Source organism: Vibrio scophthalmi (assembly GCF_040869025.1).
GTDB lineage: Bacteria > Pseudomonadota > Gammaproteobacteria > Enterobacterales > Vibrionaceae > Vibrio > Vibrio scophthalmi.
Map to the genome: position 1 here is coordinate 987,603 of NZ_CP134271.1, position 24,009 is coordinate 1,011,611.

A 24,009-nucleotide genomic window follows, 5' to 3' on the forward strand; every position below is an offset into this window, starting at 1 on the left:
ATCTTGCTACGAAGCTATTATCCAACAAAAGTTATATTTTCGTAAACTTTATTCGTTTAACGAGGCATGTTTTTGTAGGCAAACGAGTGCTTCACTGGAAGCAATATGAGCATGGTGCAATATGTTGGCTGCTTTGTCGATACTCTCAGGCGATATAGCCAAAGTAATCGACAGCCCATCTGATGCAACATGGATCGTTTTGATACTTTGTGCAGCGAGCAACTGGCAAGAACGCTCGGCTGATCGTTCAGCTTGCAATCCAACCATAGTTAACAAACCGATAGGTTCACTATTACTAATTTTTTGCTGGAACGCTAGCTCAAGCTTAGTGTAATCATCCTGTTTTATCACTATGGCTGACCATTCTGGATGTTCGATCACATTACCGATCGTAATCCCTAACAATTGACACTGTTTTTGCACATTTAAAATACGTTCACTCTCTATGTGAATCAGACACATATCACGTAAAATAGCTAAGCCACTCATCGGGCGATGACAATTCTCACCTTTCACCAGCGTGCCACTATTGAGATCAAAGCTCGATAGCACTCGTAAAGGCACTTGATGTTGCCATGCATATTGTACGGAAGGTAGGTGTAGCACCTTCGCCCCATGACGTGCCATGCACTCCATTGAAGGAAAATCAATTATCGGCAATCGCTGCGCTTGTGGGACTACTCTTGGGTCGCAACTATAGACACCATCCACGTCGGTAAAAATCTGGCACTCTTGTGCATTAAGCGCCCCCGCGAGCGTGACAGCGGTGGTATCTGAGCCGCCACGGCCCAACGTGGTAATATCGCCCTGCTTTGTGACACCTTGAAACCCTGCGACAATTACAATTTGCTCTTGTGCTAACAGTTCCAAAATCGGCCCAGCATCAATATGGCTAATCGTGGCATCATTATGGCGATTATCCGTCGTGATCTTGGCTTGTACGCCCGTCAACGAAGCAGCAGCATGCCCAAGTTTATTAAGCGTCATAGCTAACAGTGCCATCGACATCTGCTCACCAGCAGCCAATAGAACGTCTAACTCTCTCGCCGCAGGCACAACATCCACCTGCTTAGCTAAGCTCATTAGTCGGTTGGTTTCGCCAGACATCGCCGAGACAACCACAACGACCTGATAGCCTTGTTTTTTACTATTGATTATGTGTTCTGCAACCGCGTGAATTCTTTCGATTGAACCGACAGAGGTTCCACCAAACTTTTGCACAATCAGGGGCTTTTTCACCAGCCTTCACCTTCCTAAGAACCGAGTTCACTGTGCCATTTGTCCGAGATAACAAACGGCGATTCAATCGGTGAGAATTAAATTCTAATCTCTACTCACCACAAAAAAAACGCTCAACCAATTGGTTGAGCGTTGATTTCAATTTTATGGTTTATAGTCGCTCTGCAATCCAAGCATCGACTGTCGCTAGTGCCGCTGGTAGAGCCGCAGCATCAGTACCACCCGCTTGCGCCATATCAGGACGACCGCCGCCTTTACCGCCAACTTGCTGCGCCACCATGTTAACCAATTCGCCCGCTTTTACTTTACCGACTAAATCTTTGGTTACACCGGCAATCAAGCCAACTTTATCATCAGCAACGTTACCCAACATAATGATGCCACTGCCCATTTGGTTTTTCAGTTCATCGACCATGCCACGCAGTGCTTTGTTGTCAGCACCATCTAGCTGAGCAATCAATACTTTCACACCAGCGATGTCTTTCACTTGGTCAGTTAAGCTTGCGCTTGCTTGAGAAGCCAACTTGTCTTTCAACTGTTGAATTTCTTTCTCTAGCGATTTCGCTTTGTTTGCTGCTTCTGCCAATTTTTCTTCGTATTTAGCAGTTTGCGCTTCGATCACATCCAGAGCCGCTTCACCAGTGACCGCTTCAATACGGCGGATACCTGCTGCAATACCACCTTCAGAAGTGATCTTGAATAGGCCGATGTCACCTGTGTTAGCCGCGTGGATACCACCACAAAGCTCAGTTGAAAACTCACCCATTGAAAGTACACGAACTTCGTCATCGTACTTCTCACCAAACAATGCCATTGCGCCTTTTTGTTTCGCAGACTCAATATCCATTACGTTGGTTTCAATGTCGTGGTTGCGACGTACTTGCGCATTCACGATACGCTCAACTTCTTTAAGCTCTGCCGCGGTTACGCCTTCAAGGTGTGAAAAGTCAAAACGTAGGTTGTCTGCTTTTACTAGTGAGCCTTTCTGCGTTACGTGCTCACCCAACACTTTGCGTAGCGCTGCGTGTAATAGGTGCGTAGCAGAGTGGTTTAATGTAATCGCTGTACGACGAACCGCATCAACCATCGCATGCGCTTTATCGCCTTTAGCGAACACGCCTTCTGCCAATACACCGTGGTGAGCGATCGCATTGCCTAGCTTTTGCGTATCTTCAACAGTGAACAAACCTGATTCAGTTTTCAGTACGCCTGCATCACCTGATTGACCGCCTGATTCTGCGTAGAATGGCGTCTCTTCAAGAATGATGATCGCTTTGTCACCTGCCGACAGTGAATCCACTTCATTGCCTTCAACAAACAATGCCGCGATAACACTTTCACCTTCAGTGCCAGTGTAACCAGAGAATTCTGTTTCAACGTCAGTCTTAATTGCCGCGTTGTAGTCAGTACCGAATTGGCCTGCTTCACGAGCACGTTGACGCTGCTCTTCCATCGCTTTTTCAAAACCTTCTTCGTCAATCGCGAATTCACGTTCACGTGCAACGTCGTTAGTCAGGTCAGCTGGGAAGCCATAAGTATCGTAAAGTTTAAATACGGTTTCACCGTCTAGTACGCTACCGTCAAGGTTATCTAACGCTTCGTTTAGAATTGCCATGCCACGTTCAAGAGTGCGTCCGAAGTTCTCTTCTTCGATACGTAGTACTTTCTCAACCAACGCTTGTTGACGTTTCAGTTCTTCACCAGCCGTACCCATAATCTCAGCAAGTACACCAACCAGTTTGTGGAAGAACACACCTTGTGCGCCAATCTTGTTACCGTGACGAACGGCACGACGAATAATACGACGCAGTACGTAGCCACGACCTTCATTTGAAGGCATTACGCCATCAACGATCAGGAATGAACATGAACGGATGTGGTCAGCAATAACACGTAGCGATTGGTTAGAAAGGTCTTCACAACCAATCAGTTCAGCCGTTGCTTTAATCAATGCTTGGAATACGTCGATTTCGTAGTTTGAATGAACGCCCTGCATGATTGCAGAAATACGCTCAATACCCATACCGGTATCAACCGATGGTTTTGGTAGCGGTTCCATTGTGCCGTCAGCTTGACGGTTGAACTGCATAAATACGTTATTCCAGATCTCGATGAAGCGGTCGCCATCTTCTTCAGGCGTACCTGGACGGCCACCCCAAATGTGATCACCGTGATCGTAGAAGATTTCAGTACATGGGCCACAAGGACCAGTATCACCCATTTGCCAGAAGTTATCTGACTCAAATGGCTTACCACCTTTCTTATCGCCGATACGAATAATACGATCGGCAGGAATACCAACTTTCTGGTTCCAGATGTCAAAGGCTTCATCATCGGTTTCGTAAATAGTCACCAATAGACGATCTTTTGGTAGCTGAAGGGTTTCAGTCAGGAATTCCCAAGCAAACGCAATCGCGTCTTCTTTGAAGTAATCACCAAAACTAAAGTTACCTAGCATTTCAAAGAAAGTGTGGTGGCGAGCGGTAAAACCAACGTTTTCTAGATCGTTGTGTTTACCACCAGCACGTACACAGCGTTGAGCCGTAGTCGCTCGAGTGTAGGCGCGTTTTTCTAAACCTAAGAAACAATCTTTAAATTGGTTCATACCTGCGTTAGTGAAAAGCAGGGTTGGGTCGTTATGCGGTACTAACGATGAACTTTCTACGATTTGGTGTCCTTTGCTCTCAAAGAACTTAAGGAACGCGTTACGAACCTCATCTGTGCTCATGTACATGCAGCTCTTCCTGAAAATAGTCGAGATAGAATTTTGCTGTATTGTACACATAAGCAAGCACTAGATGCTAGTTTCGCCATTGCTCTATTTGTGGGGTTTTTGTGGCGTTTTTCTGACCTGATGGGGAAAAGTGCGTCAATTGCTACTAAAACAATCTATTAGGTTCAATACTCTCACTTACTGATCTCAATGCGGATTTCATCTTAAAAAGATTGTCATAAAACGCACACCGATTTTTCGGTGTAAGCCGAGAATATGATTTGTCTACCAGTAACAAAAAGCCCCACTCAATGAGCAGGGCTTTGATGACTCTAAAGTGAGTGTCTAAACTGTGTTTTCTCAACGATTATTGTTAAGGGTTTAGAACTCTTCTTCTTGTGGCATTTCGCCAACTTCTGGCTCTTCTGGTTGAGCTGGGGTCAATAGCATTTCACGTAGTTTGCTATCGATGGTTTGCGCCGCTTCAGTATTCTCTTTTAGGTACTTACACGCGTTCGCTTTACCTTGGCCGATTTTGTCACCATTGTAGCTGTACCATGCACCCGCTTTTTCAATCAGCTTGTGTTTTACACCTAGGTCAACCAACTCACCTTCACGGTTAAAGCCTTGGCCATAAAGAATCTGTGTTTCAGCTTGTTTAAATGGTGCTGCGATCTTGTTCTTAACCACTTTAATGCGTGTTTCGTTACCCACCACTTCGTCACCATCTTTGATCGAACCCGTACGACGGATATCAAGACGAACAGAAGCGTAGAATTTCAGCGCGTTACCACCGGTTGTGGTTTCTGGGTTACCAAACATCACACCAATCTTCATACGGATTTGGTTGATGAAGATACACATACAGTTTGACTGCTTAAGGTTACCGGTTAGCTTGCGCATCGCTTGGGAAAGCATACGAGCTTGCAGACCCATGTGGCTGTCGCCCATCTCACCTTCGATTTCTGCTTTTGGTGTTAGAGCTGCTACTGAATCGACAACCAACACATCAATCGCACCTGAACGTGCAAGTGCATCACAGATTTCTAGCGCTTGCTCACCCGTATCAGGCTGAGAAACTAACAGAGCATCGATATCAACACCTAGCTTCTTCGCATAGATAGGATCAAGTGCGTGCTCAGCATCAATAAACGCACAGGTTTTACCTACACGTTGCGCAGCCGCAATCAGTTCTAGTGTTAACGTCGTCTTACCTGAAGATTCTGGACCGTAAACTTCAACGATACGACCCATTGGTAAGCCACCAGCACCCAATGCGATATCTAGAGAAAGTGAACCAGTAGAGATAGTTTCAACATCCATTGTACGGTTATCACCAAGGCGCATGATTGAGCCTTTACCAAATTGCTTTTCAATCTGACCTAGCGCAGCGGCGAGCGCCTTCTGTTTGTTCTCGTCCATCACTTTCTCCAAACTACCCATCATCACCGATGAATAAAAATTTTTGTTGAGTCCTGTCCAGTGACACTGAACAGTCAATGAGTGTCATTATACTGTTGATTCATACAGTGTCTATAGCTGTGTGACTTTTTTTTGATTTCGCTCGATAGAGTACTGATCTAACAACAATTTTAAACTCGTAGTCGCGAAATCATGATCTTCGACTCAACTTTTATCAATGTTCTGCCAAATAGTCACACAGTGTTTTTAACGCGTATTCAACTGCTTGTGAGCGCACGGTATGGCGATCCCCACCAAAACACACCGTTTCGACCACTTGCCAACCCTTGGTATCAGCCCAAGCAAAACAGACCGTCCCCACAGGCTTCTCTTCACTGCCACCACCAGGCCCTGCAATTCCGCTGATCGATACCGCGATGGTGGCATTTGAATACTTAAGTGCGCCAGCCACCATTTCTAACACTACCGATTCGCTAACCGCGCCGTATTGTTGCAACGTTTCGGCGTGCACTGCCAACATTTCCATCTTAGCTTCATTGCTATAAGTGATAAATGCGCGATCAAACCATGCTGAGCTACCCGCAATGTCGGTTACTGCAGTGGCAACACCACCGCCTGTACACGATTCTGCAGTAGCAAGCACTTGGTGATGTTTCGCCAGTAATCTACTCAGCTCGGTACTCAATATTTGATGTGATTCCATATTCAAAATCCTGATTGTGACTTTTCGCTTGAGATCGATTGACGTATCCTAAGCCGCAATTGTCATAAACGAAAGAAGTTAGCCGTGAAAGCCGAACAAAAACACACCCCAATGATGCAGCAATATCTTAAGTTGAAAGCCGAAAATCCTGAGATCATGTTGTTCTATCGTATGGGTGACTTTTATGAGCTTTTTTATGATGACGCCAAGCGCGCTTCGCAATTACTGGATATCTCGCTGACTAAACGCGGCGCTTCTGCAGGTGAACCCATTCCAATGGCTGGCGTGCCTTACCATGCCGTAGAAGGCTACCTTGCTAAGCTGGTTCAACTGGGCGAATCCGTTGCTATCTGTGAGCAAATTGGCGATCCAGCCACCAGCAAAGGGCCTGTTGAACGCAAAGTGGTACGTATCGTTACACCAGGCACCGTGACTGATGAAGCACTATTGTCTGAGCGCGTCGACAACTTGATTGCCGCTATCTATCAACACAATGATAAGTTTGGCTATGCGACACTCGATATTACGTCTGGTCGTTTCCAGCTAACCGAGCCAGAAACTGAAGAAGCAATGGCAGCCGAACTTCAGCGCACCTCCCCTCGCGAACTGCTGTTCCCGGAAGATTTTGACGCGGTGTACTTGATGGCTTCGCGCACGGGTAATCGACGTCGTCCTGTATGGGAGTTTGAGATTGATACAGCGAAGCAGCAGTTAAACCAACAGTTTGGCACGCGCGATTTGGTTGGCTTTGGTGTGGAGAATGCCACTTTAGGCTTATGTGCCGCAGGCTGTTTGATTCAATACGTTAAAGATACCCAACGTACGGCGCTGCCACATATTCGTTCACTGACTTTCGACCGACAAGATCACTCCGTGATTCTGGATGCCGCGACTCGCCGCAACCTAGAGATCACTCATAACCTTGCTGGCGGCTTAACTAACACTCTCGCAGAAGTGCTGGATAAAACGGCGACGCCTATGGGTAGCCGAATGCTCAAACGTTGGTTACACCAGCCAATGCGCTGCGCCGATACGCTCAATCAACGCCTTGATGCGATCAGTGAAATTAAAGATTTGAGCCTGTTTGGCGATCTACTGCCGGTGCTTAAACAGATTGGCGATATTGAACGTATTCTCGCGCGACTCGCTCTACGCTCAGCTCGCCCACGCGACCTTGCCCGTCTGCGTCACGCAATGCAGCAACTTCCAGAATTGGCTACCGTCATTAACGACCTTAACCACCCTTACCTTGCCAAACTGGCACAATACGCAGCACCGATTGATGACGTTTGTGATTTACTAGAGCGTGCGGTTAAAGAAAATCCACCCGTCGTGATTCGAGAAGGTGGCGTGATTGCCTCCGGTTATAGCGCTGAGCTTGATGAGTGGCGTGATTTAGCTGATGGCGCGACCGAGTACCTCGATAAACTCGAGCGTGAAGAGCGTGAGCGACATGGCATTGAGACACTCAAAGTTGGCTACAACGCGGTACACGGCTTCTTTATTCAAGTCAGCCGAGGACAAAGCCACCTTGTACCAGCACACTATGTGCGTCGCCAAACGCTGAAAAATGCCGAGCGCTATATCATTCCCGAATTAAAAGAGCATGAAGACAAGGTACTGAGTTCAAAATCAAAAGCCCTATCGATTGAGAAAAAACTTTGGGAAGAGCTGTTTGATCTCTTAATGCCGCATTTAGAGCCGCTTCAAAACTTGGCCTCTGCAGTCTCTCAACTTGATGTACTGCAAAACTTAGCCGAGCGTGCTGATAGCTTAGATTACTGTCGACCAACGTTGACCACACAACCGGGGATCAATATTCTCGGCGGTCGCCATCCTGTGGTTGAGCAAGTGATGGACGAGCCGTTTATCGCTAACCCTGTTGCGCTAAATGCTTCGCGAAAAATGCTGATCGTCACCGGCCCGAACATGGGGGGTAAATCAACTTACATGCGCCAAACCGCTTTGATTGCATTGATGGCACACATTGGCTCTTACGTACCGGCCGAAAGTGCTCAGATTGGTTTGATTGATCGTATTTTCACTCGTATTGGCGCATCAGATGATCTTGCTTCCGGCCGTTCAACCTTTATGGTGGAGATGACTGAAACCGCTAACATCCTACACAATGCGACTGAACGCAGTTTAGTATTGATGGATGAAATTGGCCGCGGTACCAGTACCTACGATGGTCTATCACTTGCGTGGGCGAGTGCAGAATTTCTTGCCAAGCAAATTGGCGCGTTAACCTTATTTGCCACGCACTACTTTGAGCTCACTGAGTTGCCGAACCAGATCCCTCATCTTGCCAATGTCCATTTGGATGCGGTTGAGCATGGCGACAGTATTGCCTTCATGCACGCAGTTCAAGAAGGTGCGGCGAGTAAATCGTATGGCCTCGCCGTTGCAGGGCTTGCCGGTGTACCGAAAGCGGTGATCAAACAAGCACGCACCAAATTGACCCAATTGGAACAATTGAGTGTAGCAAGTAACACTTCAATGCCTGTTAGTAGTGCGGTTGATATTGCTAATCAACTCAGCCTAATTCCTGAACCGAGCGAAGTAGAAGAGGCGCTGGCCAATATCGATCCTGATGATCTAACACCACGCCAAGCGTTAGAGGCACTCTATCGTTTAAAGAAAATGCTATAGCATCGTTTTCATGATTCAGTGCTAAGTAATCAATAACCACAATGCCGCGAGTAACATCGCGGCATTTTTATTTATTCCTACCCCATTTGTAACCTTGGCAAAGTCATTAGTGATAGCGATGGGTTTCAAAACAGAACGAAAACACCTTGTAACAACCAGTCTACACTCGCCTTCGTTGCTCGGAATTCCCGTCACTGCATTTCTCTTTGTTCATTTCCTCGGCCAATCTAGCGCCTGCCTCACAATCAAAATGGAGCTTCACATGAACAATACGTTAACTCGCTCTCAACGCGGTTTCACTCTTATTGAATTAATGGTCGTCATGGCGATTGTCGCTATATTGGCGGTGTTCGCGGTTCCTGCCTATCAAGACTACACCAAGAAAGCGACCATGGCGGAGTTTCCTACCATCGCCGCCCCAGTAAAGCTAGCCGTTGAAATGTGCGCACTGGAAAAAGCCTCAAGTACCAGCACGTTTGCCACTAACTGCAGCACTAGTGCAGGACATGTACCAAGCGCGGCAATCAACAACATCAGTGTTACCGCGACGAATGTCTCTGGCGCAATACAAGTGATCGCTCAAGCAACAAGCGATAAAGGCCCGGTGAAATCTGGGGAAGAGTTCATTCTCAGCGCGACGTACAGCGATCAGGGCATTACTTGGGCGGCCAGTTGTACAGACGCCGGTGGCAATGCACAAAGCGCCTACTGTCCAGATTAATGAGTCATCATTTAGCGACGCTGCTTTCTCAACAAGGCCTACTTGCTCACACGCAAGTAGGCCAGCCACCTTTTACCTCAAACCATCCTTCTGGCTTTGATCCGTCGATACTAGAATTCATTAGCGCAGATAAATTAGCCGCTGTGGTAAGCCAATTATTCAAACTGCCACAGGTTAATATTGCTCACTATGAGTATCGTACGGTTTGTGAAGAACTGGGGTTGAGTACACTGATCCAAAAACACCTTTCATTACCACTTGCCAAAACCAATGGCACGCTCACGCTGGCAGTGGTCGATCCGACACTGGATGTGATTGAAGACGAGTTTCGTTTTGCGACTGGATTGCAGATTGAATTAGTGGTGACTGACTACAATGCTATCAAGAAGGCCATTTATGCCCTCTATGGCCGAAGCCTTCAATCCACCACAACCGCGAAGAAAGAGATCAATGCCCTCGAACTGGCACAGCTAGTGAATGTCAGCGAAGAGGAGTTTGGTCGAGAAGAAGATTTGAGCCTAGATGACGCCCCCGTCAGTCGCTACATTCATCAGATATTACTCGAGGCGATACGCAAAGGGGCTTCTGATATTCATTTTGAACCGTATGAAAAGCATTACCGGATTCGCCTACGCTGCGACGGACTACTCGTAGAAAGCCACCAGCCAGCTTCTCAACTTGGCCGCCGCCTCTCCACACGGTTGAAAATATTAGCCAACTTAGATATCGCTGAACGTCGACGACCGCAAGATGGCAGAAGCAAGGTGAAGCTAAATGCTGATAGCGCCGTGGATATGCGAATCTCGACGCTACCCACTTTATGGGGTGAAAAGGTGGTGCTGCGATTATTGGAAAGCGGTATCAACCTGCTTGATATTGACCGACTCGGCTATAGCCACCAGCAAAAACAGCACTACTTAAAAGCACTCAAACAACCACAAGGGCTGATATTGTTTACTGGCCCAACAGGCAGCGGTAAAACCATCTCACTCTATAGTGGGCTAAATCTTCTTAACACGACGCAAGTCAATATTGCCACCGCAGAAGATCCAGTAGAGATCAATCTCAGCGGTATCAATCAAGTCCAAATTCAACCGCAAATCGGCTTCGACTTCGCTTGCGCACTGCGATCTTTTCTTCGTCAAGATCCAGATATTGTTATGGTCGGCGAAATTCGTGATGTTGAAACCGCTGACATTGCGATCAAAGCGTCACAAACGGGCCACTTGGTTCTTTCCACTTTGCACACCAACTCCGCAGCTGACACCATCGTTCGTTTAGCGAGTATGGGGATTAAAACTTATGATCTTGCCGCCTCACTGACGCTGGTGATGGCCCAGCGCTTAGTCAGAAAACTCTGCGCGCATTGCAAAGAGCCAGCAAAACGAAACATCGATGCTAAGGACGATTTACTCGGACCCGTCACTGATCAGCAGTATCAAGCCAATCAGCACGGTTGTACTCAATGTAATCAGGGTTATCAAGGCCGAATAGGCTTGTTTGAAGTACTGCCAATAAACGCCAAACTGCAACAAGCGATATTGCAATGCGCGACTGCCATTGAGATTGAAACGCTCGCCAAAAATGAAGGCATGATGAGCTTACAACAATCCGGTATTGCCGCACTCAACGCTGGCAAAACCAGTCGCCAAGAATTACAACGCGTGTTGCTATTTGGCTAGCGGACTCTGACAAGCTGTGGCCCTCTTAACTGAAATAAATCACCTCTAACACTATGAATAAAAAATCACAGCAGCGGTTGAAAATCTATCGCTGGAAGGGAACCAACTCTGTGGGTCGGCGTGTCACGGGTAAATACTTGGCATTCCGTGAGAGCGATGTTCGTCAGCGATTAAAGCAACAAAAGATCCGCATCAATCAGTTAACCTCACACAAACTTTCTTGGCTTCAGCGCCAACTCGAAACGGTTAAGCCCAAAGAGATCACCTTACTTACCCGCCAATTAGCCACCATTCTCGATACTGGAATTCCGCTCGTTCAAGCGCTCAAACTGGTCAACGACAACAGCAAAAAATCCGGAATGCTCGCCCTACTCCTAACGATAACCAGCCAAGTTGAAGCAGGCCTTCCTCTCAGCCAGGCCTTAAAAGCAACGCATCAGTTTGATTCTCTTTATATCGATCTTGTCGCGACGGGGGAAGCGACAGGACAGCTCAACCAAGTGTTTTCCCGTATCGCCGAACACCGTGAAAAATCTGAGCACCTCAAAGCCAAAGTAATCAAAGCAATGATCTACCCTTCTATCGTTTTACTCACCGCTTTGGCCGTCAGTTGGGTGATGTTAACCATCGTCATTCCTGAATTTGATAGTATGTTCCAAAGCTTTGGCGCTGAACTGCCTTGGTTTACTCAACAAGTATTATCGCTGTCCTACTTTGCTCGTGAACAGGGCGGAACGATCGCCATAAGCATGGTCAGTTCTCTACTGCTCTGCAAATGGGCTCAAGCACGTTCGTCTCGCTGCCGGATCTACTTGAGCCGAACCAGTTTGCGCCTCCCTCTCATCGGCCCAATCATCAGTAAGGCGGCAATCGCTAAGTTCAGTCGCACCATGGCCACCAGCTTTTCGGCTGGCATTCCAATATTGTCTTGTTTGAAATCAGCCGCGAAAACCACCAATCAGCTCTATTACCAAGCGGCTCTTGAACGAGTGCTAAAAGATACCGCAGCAGGCATGCCGTTTTATCTCGCCATGCGCGACAGCGATACTTTTCCTGAAATGCCATTGCAAATGCTGATGATTGGCGAAGAGGCAGGTAAGCTTGATGAGATGCTGATTAAGATCGCGACCATCTATGAAAAAGAAATCGATGACACCGTTGATAACCTTGGCAAAATAATTGAACCGGCCATTATCATTTTTCTCAGTATCGTGGTAGGTAGCCTCGTTATCGCTATCTACTTACCAATATTTAATTTAATGAACGTTATAGGCTAAGATAGCAGCTTATAAAATTACTCAAGTCACTATAGATCTCTACACGACAGATCTCGATGCAACTTGCGTATCAGCCATCGCCTTAAAGCACTTAATGAGTTATCTATGGAACTGTTCGTTTATTACCCTTGGCTCTTCCCACTTCTTGCGACGGTGTTTGGTCTTATCGTTGGCAGCTTTCTCAATGTGGTCATCTACCGCTTACCGATTATGATGGAGCGCGAGTGGCGTCACGATTGTGCAGAAAGTTTTCCCGAATACAAAATTGAAGTTCCACAAGAGACATTTAACCTCAGCGTCCCACGATCAGCTTGCCCGAGTTGCCATACCCAGATTCGCGCCATCGATAACATTCCTGTTATCAGCTGGCTACTGCTAAAAGGCAAATGCCACAACTGCCAAAGCAAAATCAGTGCTCGCTACCCTCTGATCGAGTTGCTCACGGGGGGCTTGTGCTTGCTGGTTGCCACCACCTTACCCGCCAGTTACTTCACTATCGCGCTGCTGTTTTTTACCTTCGTTTTAGTCGCAGCGACGTTTATCGATCTTGATACCATGTTGCTGCCTGATAGCCTGACTCTACCACTAATGTGGAGCGGCATTGCCTTAGCCCTGTTTGGCATCAGTCCAGTGAGCTTGCAAAATTCGGTCATTGGCGCCATGGCCGGCTATTTGTGCCTATGGAGTGTCTACTGGGCTTTCAAACTCATCACCAAAAAAGAAGGTATGGGTTACGGTGATTTTAAATTGCTTGCCGCGCTAGGCGCCTGGCTTGGCTGGCAGTACCTGCCGATGATCATCTTAGTCTCATCTTTGGTGGGATTGGTGTTTGGGCTTATTCAATTACGTCTACAGAGCAAAGGCATTGATAAAGCGTTTCCATTTGGTCCTTACTTAGCCATCGCTGGTTGGATCGCAATGTTATGGGGGGAGCAGATCCTCCATGGCTACTACCGTTTTCTACTAGGAGCGTAATTCGATGCCTTTTGTGATTGGCCTGACCGGCGGCATTGCGAGCGGAAAAACCACTGTTGCCAACCTTTTCCAGCAACAATTCGGTATTGATATTGTCGATGCTGACATCGTCGCCCGTGAGGTGGTTGAGCCAGAAAGTGCTGGTCTCAAACAAATCGTCCAACGTTATGGTGCTGCAATTTTATTGGATGATGGCACTCTCAATCGCGCGCAGCTGCGCGACATCATTTTTGCTGATCCGAACGAAAAACAGTGGCTAGATGCGCTATTGCATCCGATGATCCGCCAAAGAATGATCGAGCAGCTTGATAACACCACCACTCCTTATGCTTTGCTGGTGATCCCTTTGATGGCGGAGAATAATCTGCAAACACTCGCCAACCGGGTTTTGGTGGTCGATGTCGATGAAAGTAGCCAAATTGAACGCACCATGTTGCGTGATGGCATATCACAGCAACAAGCTCAATCGATTGTTAATTCTCAAGCAACAAGAGCGCAACGCTTAGCGATTGCCGATGACGTGATTAAAAACCACTCAAAAAACCAACAACTTTTGTACCAAATCACAGAATTACATAAAAAGTACCTAGAAATGTGTAGGGAAAATCGGTGAGAATAAAGCGACAAAATTTCAGGGCTGCATGTAAATGACCACTCACTACTTTGAACACCCGCTGAACGAGAAAACTCGCATCTACCTTCGTGTAGAGGCGCTGTTACATCAGCTCGATGTGTCCGCAAAATTCAGTGACGATTTGCAGCACCTTAATTTCTTCCGCGCCTTATTTGACCTGTTGGAAATCTTCGAACAAATTCAGCTGAAAAGTGAATTAGCTAAAGATATTGAGAAGCAGCGACAGACTTACCGTAACTGGCTCAATTTCGATGGTGTTGACCAAAACACCTTGCAAGAGATCCTGCAAGAAGTCGATCAAGTACATAGCCAATTAATGGCGGCAGAGCGTTTTGGTCAACGCTTGAAAGAAGACCGTTTTCTCAGTGCCATTCGCCAACGTTTTAATTTGCCCGGTGGCGCATGCTGTTTTGACTTGCCAGCGCTGCACCATTGGCTGCATCTTTCTAATCAAGAGAAACAAGCCGATGCCAGTAACTGGATGGAGTCTCTCGGTGCGTTATCTAATGCGTTGCAGCTGTGGCTTAAACTTACACGTGAAACAGGCCGCTTTATTACTCAGCAAGCACACAACGGCTTTTATCAAAGCGATGCGGAAGAAGCGAATATCTTACGCTTAAATATCCCAATGCAATATGGTGTTTACCCAATGATCTCTGGGCATAAAAACCGTTTCGCGATCAAATTCATCGAGTTTAAATCAGGCCAAGCTTTTGCCGGTGATGTGGCATTTGAGCTGGCAGTTTGCTGCTAAGCAACACATCCCCAGCTTACCTCTACAACGTTAGTTGCTATACTGGCGATAATCTTTACTGTACGAATACTATTTATGACTAAAATTACTAAAGTTCCATGCCCACAATGTGGCACTGAAGTCGTTTGGGGTGAGCAAAGCCCGCACCGTCCATTTTGCAGCAAGCAATGCCAGATGATTGATTTTGGTGAATGGGCAGATGAAGAAAACAGCATTGCTGGCGCACCAGATATGTCTGACAGCGACGGTTGGTCTGAGGATCAGTACTAGAGCGAGAAGCGAGAAGCGAGAAGCGAGAAGCGAGAAGCGAGAAGTATTTTTAAGGGTTGGCGTTCTGCGTCAACCTTTTTTATTTTCGCATCTCGAGTTCTATAGCGCAGCGTTCTAGACTCTCGTAGCAAGGCGTTCATTATTGTAAAAAAAAGCGGAGACCAAATGGTCTCCGCTAATACTATGAGAACGCTAGTTATAGCATTACTTCTTAGTAAGTTTCTCTTTAATACGAGCAGACTTACCAGAACGTTCACGTAGGTAGTACAACTTGGCACGACGTACTGCACCACGGCGTTTAACTTCAATGCTATCAACAACTGGAGAGTGAGTTTGGAACGCACGCTCAACACCTTCACCGTTAGAGATCTTACGAACAGTGAAAGCAGAGTGTAGACCACGGTTACGGATTGCGATTACAACGCCTTCAAAAGCCTGTAGACGCTCACGATCACCTTCTTTTACCTTAACTTGTACAACAACAGTGTCACCTGGTGCGAATTTAGGTAGGCCTGTTTTTAGTTGCTCTTCTTCAAGAGCCTTGATGATGTTACTCATTTTAATAAATTCCTAGAATAAACTGATACTTAATAAAATAGGTTACTGCTTACTTTTCACCGGCGCGATGCGCTTTGATGAATTCAGCCAGTAATTGTTCCTGTTCGTCAGTCAGAGCTAGGTTTTCCAGGAGCTCTGGTCTTCTTAGCCAAGTACGGCCTAGCGATTGCATTAATCGCCAGCGACGAATGTCCTTATGATTGCCTGACATCAGTACCGCAGGTACTTCTTTGCCATCCAATACTTCAGGGCGCGTATAGTGAGGGCAATCTAACAGGCCATTTGCAAAAGAATCTTCTTCTGCTGACGCAAAGTCTCCAAGTACACCAGGGATGAACCTTGATACTGAGTCAATTAACGTCATGGCTGGTATCTCACCACCCGTCATCACAAAATCACCAATCGACCATTCTTCGTCGACTTCAGATTGAATGATGCGCTCATCTACCCCTTCATAGCGGCCACAAATAAGAAGCAAGTTCTCGTTCGTTGCCAACTCTTCAACCCCAGTTTGGTCGAGCTTGCGACCTTGAGGTGATAGGTAAATCACTTTCGTCTTTCCCGGTGATGCCTGTTTTGCTGATTGAATGGCATCGCGCAAAGGCTGAACCATCATCAACATCCCTGGACCACCACCGTAAGGTCTATCATCAACAGTGCGATGTTTATCTTGAGTGAAATCACGAGGATTCCATGTCTCAATCGATAAAAGACCTTTTTTAACCGCTTGACCTGTTACTCCAAAATCAGTAACAGAACGGAACATTTCAGGAAAAAGGCTAATTATGCCAACCCACATGTGTTCTCTCGCTCTGTAGTTTTGGAATTAGAATCCAGGATCCCAGTCAACTTCGATCCGTTGAGCTTCGCGATCAACTTTGATGATCACTTGCTCTTCAAGAAACGGGATTAATCGTTCCTTTTGTCCGAAAGCATCTTTTAGATTAGCTTTAACAACCAGAACATCGTTTGAGCCAGTTTCTAGCATGTCGGTAACAACACCTAGATCGTAACCTTTAGTGGTTACTACTTGCATACCAAACAATTCGCGCCAGTAGAATTCTTCTTCTGACAGTTCAGGAAGTACCGCTGGGTCAATAGCAATTTCAAAGTTGGTTAGCAGTTGCGCGTTTTCACGAACATCCAACCCTTCTAGTTTACATACATAGCCTTGGCCATGACGTTTCCAGCTTTCTACTTTGTACTCAACCCATTCGCCTTTTTGGTTTAAAAACCAAGGGCTATAATCGAAAATACTTTCAGCATTGTCTGTGTAGGAGAAAACTTTAAGCCAGCCACGAATACCATAGGTAGACCCAAGTTTACCCACAATGATTCTGTTATCTTGCTCACTCATAGTTTCTTCACCCTTCATCGACATAAGCTATTTCTCTATAAAAAAGAATTAAGCCGCTTTTTGAGCGTCTTTAACTAGCTTAGCTACGCGGTCAGATAGAGATGCGCCTTGACCAACCCAGTGGTTAACGCGATCTAGGTCTAGACGTAGACCTTCTTCTTGACCTTGAGCAGTAGGGTTAAAGAAACCTACTTTCTCGATGAAACGGCCAGTTGAAGCGTTACGGCTATCCGCAACTACGATTTGGTAAAATGGACGCTTTTTAGCGCCGTGACGTGCCAAACGAATGGTAACCATGTCGTCCTCTTTGCTTTCTCAAAAATAAAATTAACCCCAATAACCGTCTAATTTATTAAACAGTTTGGGGTCTCGTGCCAAAATAAAGCTCCGGAATTTTACTCTTATTCAGGAGCAATGCAAGGTGTTTAGCTATTTTTTCACCACCACAAATTGGGAAATAAGTATGTGATTCAGCTAACACCTTGAAACTTCATTTGTGTTTGTATGATTAACGACCAAACGGGTTAAAACCACCACCCATGCCGCCGCCCATCATACCTTGCATGTTACGCATCATGCCTTTCATGCCACCCTTCTGCATTTTTTTCATCATCTTCTGCATCTGAGTGAACTGTTTCAGCAGACGGTTTACATCTTGTACTTGTGTACCCGAACCGGCTGCGATACGTTTTTTACGTGAACCTTTGATCAGTTCAGGACGTTGACGCTCTTTCATCGTCATCGAGTTAATGATCGCTTCCATCTGGTGGAACATTTTGTCATCAACTTTATCTTTGACGTTGGCGGGTAAGTTGCTCATACCTGGCAGCTTATCCATCATGCCCATCATGCCGCCCATGTTTTGCATCTGACCAAGCTGCTCACGGAAATCCTCCAAATCGAAGCCTTTCTTCTCTTTGAATTTTTTCGCTAGCTTTTCGGCTTTCTCAGTGTCGACATTGCGTTGCAGATCTTCAATCAGTGACAGTACGTCACCCATGCCCAAGATACGTGATGCCACGCGATCAGGATGGAATGGTTCTAGTGCGTCGGTCTTCTCACCCACACCCAAGAACTTGATTGGTTTACCTGTGATATGACGAACCGATAATGCCGCACCGCCACGAGCATCACCATCAACTTTCGTCAAGATAACACCGGTTAGTGGAATAGCATCACCAAACGCTTTCGCTGTATTCGCCGCATCTTGACCGGTCATTGCATCAACAACGAATAGGGTTTCAACAGGCGTAATTGCCGCGTGAAGATCTTGGATTTCCGCCATCATCACTTCATCAACCGCCAAACGACCTGCCGTATCGACAATCAATACATCGTAGAATTTCTTCTTCGCATGATCGATGGCAGCATTGGCAATATCAAGTGGCTTCTGATCTGGTGAAGACGGGAAGAAATCAACACCGATATCGGTCGCGAGTGTTTCTAGCTGTTTAATCGCCGCTGGGCGATAAACGTCGGCAGAAACAACCAGTACTTTCTTCTTCTCACGCTCTTTAAGCAGTTTTGATAGTTTACCAACAGAGGTGGTTTTACCCGCACCTTGTAGGCCGGCCATCAAGATGACTGCTGGCGGTTGAGCAGCAAGGTTTAGCGCCTCGTTCGACTCACCCATAACCGCTTCAAGCTCAGCTTGAACGATTTTGATAAATTCTTGGCCTGGCGTAAGAGATTTAGACACCTCAACACCAACAGCGCTTTCTTTAATACGTTGAATGAAATCACGTACCACTGGCAATGCAACGTCTGCTTCCAGCAATGCCATGCGGACTTCACGTAAGGTATCTTTTATATTGTCTTCAGTCAGACGACCTTTACCACTGATGTTCTTCAGGGTTTTGGATAGGCGATCCGTTAAATTCTCAAACATCCTTTACTCTTCGCTAATTTCGGCGACATATTACTGTGAGTATACCTTAGCCAACCCTAGCTTGGCACTAGCCGATTAGAAATTGATATCTCATCTCTCACAATTGACCTGATATAAGCCATGGCTCAAGCGATAGATGCAAGGTATAATTTGTTAAAAATCGACCAGCTTAATTGAGAGTAATGGATAACTTAATCGCTGTAAGCGCAGCAATACTCTATGTATTAGCCATCGCGACTATCATTCCCGGCCTTGTTCAACAAACGGGGATACGCGCCAAAACTGTTTTAATCAGTGCTTTGCTAGCGCTGTTTTTTCATGCCTGGTCTCTCAGCGACCTTATTTTCTCCAGTTATGGTCAAAACCTCAGCATTCTCAATGTGGCCTCATTAATTAGCTTTATTGTTTCGCTCGTCATGAGTGTGGCAATGCTGAAAACTCGCATCTGGTTCCTATTGCCGGTTGTTTATAGTTTCTCTGCCATTAATTTATGTGCGGCAACTTTCTTGCCAAGCTCATACATGACGCATTTTGAGAACGACCCGAAATTATTGATCCACATTTCGCTCGCGCTGTTCTCATACTCCACGTTAACCATTGCTGCGCTCTACGCACTCCAATTAGCTTGGTTGGATAACAAGCTGAAAGCGAAGAAAGCCTTCGCCATCAACCCCAACGTTCCACCGCTGCTGCTGATAGAACGTCAGTTATTCAAAATCATTTTGATTGGTAACTTGCTGCTCACAGCCACTTTGGTGACTGGTTTCAGCTTTGTGCACGATATGATTGCACAAGGCAAAGCGCACAAAGGCGTGCTCTCTTTTATCGCTTGGGTGATTTACTCGGTACTGCTTTGGGGACATTACCAAAGAGGTTGGCGAGGAAAAAAAGTCACTTGGTTTGCAGTTGCTGGCGCGACAATCTTAACGTTAGCCTATTTTGGCAGCCGTTTTGTCCGCGAGATTATTCTCAACTAAATCTAATCAAGCACACTCAGTGTGCTTTTTTATTACCACCATCAGGTACGGCATACTGTATTTGAAATTGACTTCACGCTTCAGTTAGGTCATAAATTAGCCAAGACTTCACAAGGAAACAAAGCGTTTTGAACGACATATCAACGGGTATCTTATTTGCGCTACTCGCGTGTCTTATTGTTATATCAGGTTATTTTTCAGGTTCAGAAACGGGCATGATGTCCCTGAACCGATACCGCCTCAAGCATCTATCCAACAGTGGTCATAAAGGCGCCCGCCGTGTCGAGAAGCTGCTTGATCGCCCTGATCGCTTAATCGGTCTTATCCTTATTGGTAACAACCTCGTTAATATTCTTGCTTCCGCGATTGCCACCATTTTAGGCATGCGCCTCTACGGCAATTTGGGCGTTGCGATCGCGACTGGCGCACTAACGTTGACCATTCTAGTCTTTGCCGAAGTCACCCCTAAAACCTTGGCGGCGCTGTATCCTGAGCGCGTCTCGTATGCCAGCAGTATTGTCCTGACAATTCTGATGAAGCTACTCTCACCAGTGGTGATTTTTGTCAATTTCATTACCAATGGCTTTATTCGTTTGATGGGGATTAAGGTTAGTCACGACGGCGATGACCACTTAAGTTCTGAAGAACTGCGCACGGTGGTTAATGAAGCAGGTAGTCTTATTCCTCGTCGTCACCAAGACATGCTGGTTTCAATTCTCGACCTAGAGCACGTTACCGTGAATGACATCATGGTGCCACGCAACGAAATCACCGGTATCGATGTCAATGATGATTGGAAATCCATCGTGCGCCAATTGACCCACTCTCCACACGGTCGCATTGTGTTATACCGAGACCAAATTGATGAAGTGGTTGGGATGCTGCGCCTACGTGAAGCTTCGCGCATCATGTTAGAGAAGAATGTGTTTGATAAAGAGACGCTATTGCGTGCGGCTGATGAGGTCTACTACATCCCAGAAAGCACACCACTCAACGTTCAACTACTCAAGTTTCAACGTAATAAGCAGCGCATTGGGCTTATCGTTGACGAATATGGTGACATCATTGGCTTGGTTACCTTAGAAGATATCTTGGAAGAGATCGTCGGTGAGTTTACTACCTCAATGACACCAAGTTTATCGGAAGAGATCGCCCCACAAGAAGATGGCAGCTTTTTAATTAATGGCAGTGCCAACATTCGCGATATCAACAAAGGACTAAAATGGAAACTGCCGACCAATGGCCCGCGGACATTGAATGGATTAATTCTGGAACATTTAGAAGATATTCCTGAAAGCCATTTAAGTGTGCAAGTCGCTGGGCATCCAATGGAAATCATCAAAATTGAAGAGAACCGCATTAAGCTGGTGAAAGTCTCCCCCGCACTATCAAAGGCATCGTAAGTAATTTTTTGAAACAAGCGCATTTTCTGCCACTGAGTTTTCTGCCACTAAATAGACGAATATAAAAAAACGCCTTGGCTAGCCAAGGCGTTTTTATTATCTATTTTTCAACTATCATGGCTGCAACGGCTACTGCCACTACGCAGTAAAAATGAAGCAGTTAAAATGAACGTTAGTCGTCTTCGACGCTGAACAGGTTTTCCATGCTCAAACCTTGTTTAATCAAGATTTCACGTAAACGACGTAGACCTTCTACTTGAATCTGACGCACACGCTCACGTGTTAGATTAATCTCGCGTCCCACTTCTTCAAGTGTTGATGGTTCATACCCAAGCAGACCAAAACGGCGCGCTAAAACTTCTTTTTGCTTAGGGTTTAACTCATCAAGCCAATTAATCAATGAATCCTTAATATCATCATCTTGTGTTGATACTTCAGGATCTGAATGCTTCACATCAGGAATAATGTCCAACAGTGCTTTTTCACCATCACCACCAATTGGGGTATCAACCGAACTAATACGCTCATTCAGGCGTAGCATTTTACTCACATCATCAACTGGCTTATCTAATTGAATTGCAATCTCTTCTGCCGTTGGCTCATGGTCAAGCTTTTGTGAAAGCTCGCGAGCGGTACGCAGATAAATATTCAGCTCTTTAACGACGTGAATCGGTAGACGAATTGTGCGGGTTTGGTTCATCAACGCACGTTCAATGGTTTGACGAATCCACCAAGTAGCATACGTTGAAAAACGGAAGCCACGCTCTGGATCAAATTTTTCAACCGCTCGGATCAGACCTAAGTTACCTTCTTCAATCAAATCAAGCAGTGCAAGACCACGATTGCTGTAACGACGAGAAATCTTCACCACCAAACGCAGGTTACTTTCGATCATACGTTTACGCGCTGCTTCATCACCACGCAAGGTACGGCGAGCATAAAGCACTTCTTCTTCTGCGGTAAGTAGTGGTGAAAAGCCGATTTCGCCAAGGTAAAGCTGCGTCGCATCAAGGCTCTTATTCGAGACCTCATACTCTTCTTTCGCAGCTGCATTAGCTGATGCGGATTTTTTTGCGGTTTGTGCTTCAACCTCTAACGTTTCCATGTTATTGAGATCAAATTCTTCAACTTTTGTTGCTGTATTGCTCATACTCATAGCGCCTCCCCATGGCGAGTTAGCAAGACATTTTAAACATCCTATGCCGCTAATTTTTTACTATTTGCAAGTCAAGTTTATGGTAAGTAGCGTTTTGGATTCACCGACTTACCTTGGTAGCGTATTTCAAAGTGCAAGCGAACACTATTGGTACCCGAACTACCCATTGTTGCGATTTTTTGTCCTGCTTTTACACTTTGTCCTTCGTGTACTAGCAACTTATCGTTGTGCGCATATGCGCTTAAATATTTATCGTTATGTTTTATTATTACGAGATTGCCATAACCTCGTAGAGCATTACCTGAATAGACAACTGATCCCGCGGCGGTTGATGTGATGGCTTGGCCTCGCTGTCCTGCGATATCAATACCTTTATTTCCTTGGTCACCAGCTGAAAAATTCTTAATTACCCTCCCCTTGGTTGGCCATAACCATTTGGTAACTTTAACGTTAGCTGATGTCGTTGAATTGACATTTTTGTTAACACTTTGTTTACCTTTAGAGCCAACATACTCCTTTGGTTTAGATTGTTCAACCCCTTTAGAGGCCGTTTTTTGTGCTACCGGTTTCTTAGCGGGAGGCTTAGTTGACGCAACTTGTTGATTAGAGTTTTTACTCGCCACTGATGGCTTGGCCGCCGTTACTGCGGCAGCGCCCACAGCGACTGAGCTGGTAGCGACAACAGCACTGCTTTTACCATAAGAAGGGGGATTGTAAGCTGGCTGCCACAACTTGAGTTTTTGTCCGGGGTAAATTGTGTACGGCGCTTGCAAGTTATTGAAACGTACAATCTCATTTACATCTTTATTAGTGACGTAGGCGATAAAATAGAGTGTATCTCCACGCTCCACTTCATAGTAGCTACCACGGTAACTTCCACGCGAAATTGCATCATAATCTTTATTCAAGCTTGATACTGGCGCAGGGGAATGAGCAGCACACCCAACTAGTGCGCTACCTAATGCAAACATCAATAATGAATTAGACTTAACAAACATGATTAAGCGAGATCACCTGCAATTAATGGAACAAAGCGTACCATTTCAATTACTTCAGACTGGAACTCGCCATCGCGACGAGTAATTTTTAATAGTTGCTGTTCATCAACACCAACCGGAATCACCATAATGCCTCCCTCATTAAGCTGCTCAAGTAATACCGATGGAATCGAGTCAGCCGCAGCGGTAACAATAATGGCGTCAAAAGGCGCTTTCGCTGCCCATCCTTGCCAACCGTCACCATGCTTGGTTGAGACATTGTAAATATCAAGTTGCTTTAAACGTCGTTTCGCATCCCATTGTAGTGCCTTAATGCGCTCAATAGAGTAAACGTGATCGACCAGTTGAGCCAATACGGCGGTTTGATAACCAGAGCCGGTGCCTACCTCTAAGACCTTGCTGTCTCTTTTCAGTTCAATGGTCTCTGTCATCTTAGCCACGATGTATGGCTGAGAAATGGTCTGTCCATGACCGATTGGTAAAGCATTATTATCATAAGCCTGATGGATCATAGCCTGAGAGACAAAGCTCTCACGTGGCAGATGATAGATCGCATCCAATACAGCTTGATCGTGAATGCCACTAGCGACAAGAAACTGCTTTAATCTGTCGGCATGTGGGTTTGCCATA

The 24,009-nt window shown here is 45.9% G+C and carries 22 protein-coding genes; 10 read left to right on the forward strand and 12 right to left on the reverse strand.

Going from position 1 to position 24,009, the window contains the following annotated elements; all coding sequences use genetic code 11:
* Positions 1-48: 48 nt before the first annotated feature.
* The 4 genes from RJD38_RS04380 to pncC form a co-directional block, all read right to left on the reverse strand.
* Positions 49-1,239 (reverse strand): aspartate kinase, encoded by a 1,191-nt coding sequence (locus RJD38_RS04380; protein WP_065545004.1) that lies wholly within the window; start codon positions 1,237-1,239, stop codon positions 49-51.
* 151 nt (positions 1,240-1,390) lie between these two features.
* Entirely contained in the window at positions 1,391-3,973 is a 2,583-nt protein-coding gene (alaS, locus tag RJD38_RS04385; RefSeq protein WP_005593987.1) for an alanine--tRNA ligase, read from the reverse strand.
* A 360-nt stretch (positions 3,974-4,333) separates the two neighbouring features.
* Positions 4,334-5,374, reverse strand: a complete 1,041-nt coding sequence (gene recA, locus RJD38_RS04390) for a recombinase RecA (RefSeq protein ID WP_005593985.1) — start codon at positions 5,372-5,374, stop codon at positions 4,334-4,336.
* Between the two features lie 214 nt (positions 5,375-5,588).
* Positions 5,589-6,077: a nicotinamide-nucleotide amidase gene (pncC, locus tag RJD38_RS04395; protein WP_367971403.1), complete on the reverse strand. Its 489-nt coding sequence runs from the start codon at positions 6,075-6,077 to the stop codon at positions 5,589-5,591.
* An 84-nt stretch (positions 6,078-6,161) separates the two neighbouring features.
* On the opposite strand from pncC, the gene mutS reads away from it, so the two are divergent.
* The 8 genes from mutS to yacG all read left to right on the forward strand — a co-directional run bounded on the left by mutS (position 6,162) and on the right by yacG (position 15,042).
* Positions 6,162-8,729 carry a DNA mismatch repair protein MutS gene (mutS, locus tag RJD38_RS04400; RefSeq protein ID WP_065545003.1) on the forward strand — a complete coding sequence of 856 codons (2,568 nt, stop codon included), beginning with the start codon at positions 6,162-6,164 and terminating at the stop codon, positions 8,727-8,729.
* Between the two features lie 262 nt (positions 8,730-8,991).
* Positions 8,992-9,450: a pilin gene (locus tag RJD38_RS04405; RefSeq protein WP_065430953.1), complete on the forward strand. Its 459-nt coding sequence runs from the start codon at positions 8,992-8,994 to the stop codon at positions 9,448-9,450.
* Positions 9,450-11,132, forward strand: a complete 1,683-nt coding sequence (pilB, locus tag RJD38_RS04410) for a type IV-A pilus assembly ATPase PilB (RefSeq protein WP_065545002.1) — start codon at positions 9,450-9,452, stop codon at positions 11,130-11,132. Before RJD38_RS04405 ends, pilB begins: the two co-directional genes overlap by 1 nt.
* Positions 11,133-11,185: 53 nt before the next feature.
* Positions 11,186-12,409, forward strand: coding sequence for a type II secretion system F family protein (locus RJD38_RS04415; protein ID WP_065545001.1), 1,224 nt, complete (start codon positions 11,186-11,188; stop codon positions 12,407-12,409).
* Positions 12,410-12,514: 105 nt separating this feature from the next.
* Entirely contained in the window at positions 12,515-13,384 is an 870-nt protein-coding gene (locus RJD38_RS04420) for a prepilin peptidase (protein ID WP_065545000.1), read from the forward strand.
* A gap of 4 nt (positions 13,385-13,388) precedes the next feature.
* Entirely contained in the window at positions 13,389-13,997 is a 609-nt protein-coding gene (gene coaE / locus RJD38_RS04425; protein WP_065430956.1) for a dephospho-CoA kinase, read from the forward strand.
* 34 nt (positions 13,998-14,031) lie between these two features.
* The gene (gene zapD / locus RJD38_RS04430) at positions 14,032-14,772 is read left to right on the forward strand and encodes a cell division protein ZapD (protein WP_005593976.1); all 741 of its coding nucleotides are present in this window, start codon (positions 14,032-14,034) and stop codon (positions 14,770-14,772) included.
* Between the two features lie 75 nt (positions 14,773-14,847).
* The gene (gene yacG, locus RJD38_RS04435; RefSeq protein ID WP_005593974.1) at positions 14,848-15,042 is read left to right on the forward strand and encodes a DNA gyrase inhibitor YacG; all 195 of its coding nucleotides are present in this window, start codon (positions 14,848-14,850) and stop codon (positions 15,040-15,042) included.
* A gap of 204 nt (positions 15,043-15,246) precedes the next feature.
* Here the strand turns inward: yacG and rplS are convergent, their stop codons facing one another.
* The 5 genes from rplS to ffh form a co-directional block, all read right to left on the reverse strand.
* On the reverse strand, positions 15,247-15,600 hold the full coding sequence (rplS, locus tag RJD38_RS04440) for a 50S ribosomal protein L19 (protein WP_005593972.1): 354 nt from the start codon (positions 15,598-15,600) through the stop codon (positions 15,247-15,249).
* Between the two features lie 49 nt (positions 15,601-15,649).
* Positions 15,650-16,399, reverse strand: a complete 750-nt coding sequence (gene trmD, locus RJD38_RS04445; RefSeq protein WP_005593971.1) for a tRNA (guanosine(37)-N1)-methyltransferase TrmD — start codon at positions 16,397-16,399, stop codon at positions 15,650-15,652.
* A 27-nt stretch (positions 16,400-16,426) separates the two neighbouring features.
* Positions 16,427-16,981 carry a ribosome maturation factor RimM gene (gene rimM, locus RJD38_RS04450; protein WP_005593970.1) on the reverse strand — a complete coding sequence of 185 codons (555 nt, stop codon included), beginning with the start codon at positions 16,979-16,981 and terminating at the stop codon, positions 16,427-16,429.
* 24 nt (positions 16,982-17,005) lie between these two features.
* Positions 17,006-17,254 carry a 30S ribosomal protein S16 gene (rpsP, locus tag RJD38_RS04455; protein ID WP_005593968.1) on the reverse strand — a complete coding sequence of 83 codons (249 nt, stop codon included), beginning with the start codon at positions 17,252-17,254 and terminating at the stop codon, positions 17,006-17,008.
* A 211-nt stretch (positions 17,255-17,465) separates the two neighbouring features.
* Positions 17,466-18,845 (reverse strand): signal recognition particle protein, encoded by a 1,380-nt coding sequence (gene ffh, locus RJD38_RS04460; RefSeq protein WP_005593966.1) that lies wholly within the window; start codon positions 18,843-18,845, stop codon positions 17,466-17,468.
* Positions 18,846-19,027: 182 nt separating this feature from the next.
* On the opposite strand from ffh, the gene RJD38_RS04465 reads away from it, so the two are divergent.
* On the forward strand, positions 19,028-19,822 hold the full coding sequence (locus RJD38_RS04465) for a cytochrome C assembly family protein (protein WP_005593965.1): 795 nt from the start codon (positions 19,028-19,030) through the stop codon (positions 19,820-19,822).
* 128 nt (positions 19,823-19,950) lie between these two features.
* Positions 19,951-21,225, forward strand: a complete 1,275-nt coding sequence (locus RJD38_RS04470) for an HlyC/CorC family transporter (protein WP_065544999.1) — start codon at positions 19,951-19,953, stop codon at positions 21,223-21,225.
* A gap of 172 nt (positions 21,226-21,397) precedes the next feature.
* On the opposite strand, the gene rpoS is transcribed toward RJD38_RS04470, so the two are convergent.
* From rpoS to RJD38_RS04485, 3 genes are all read right to left on the reverse strand, one after another.
* Entirely contained in the window at positions 21,398-22,381 is a 984-nt protein-coding gene (rpoS, locus tag RJD38_RS04475; RefSeq protein ID WP_065544998.1) for an RNA polymerase sigma factor RpoS, read from the reverse strand.
* A 77-nt stretch (positions 22,382-22,458) separates the two neighbouring features.
* Complete coding sequence (gene nlpD / locus RJD38_RS04480; protein ID WP_005598103.1) at positions 22,459-23,379, reverse strand: murein hydrolase activator NlpD; 921 nt, start codon at positions 23,377-23,379, stop codon at positions 22,459-22,461.
* A gap of 2 nt (positions 23,380-23,381) precedes the next feature.
* Positions 23,382-24,008, reverse strand: coding sequence for a protein-L-isoaspartate(D-aspartate) O-methyltransferase (locus RJD38_RS04485; RefSeq protein ID WP_009387609.1), 627 nt, complete (start codon positions 24,006-24,008; stop codon positions 23,382-23,384).
* Position 24,009 lies beyond the last annotated feature (1 nt).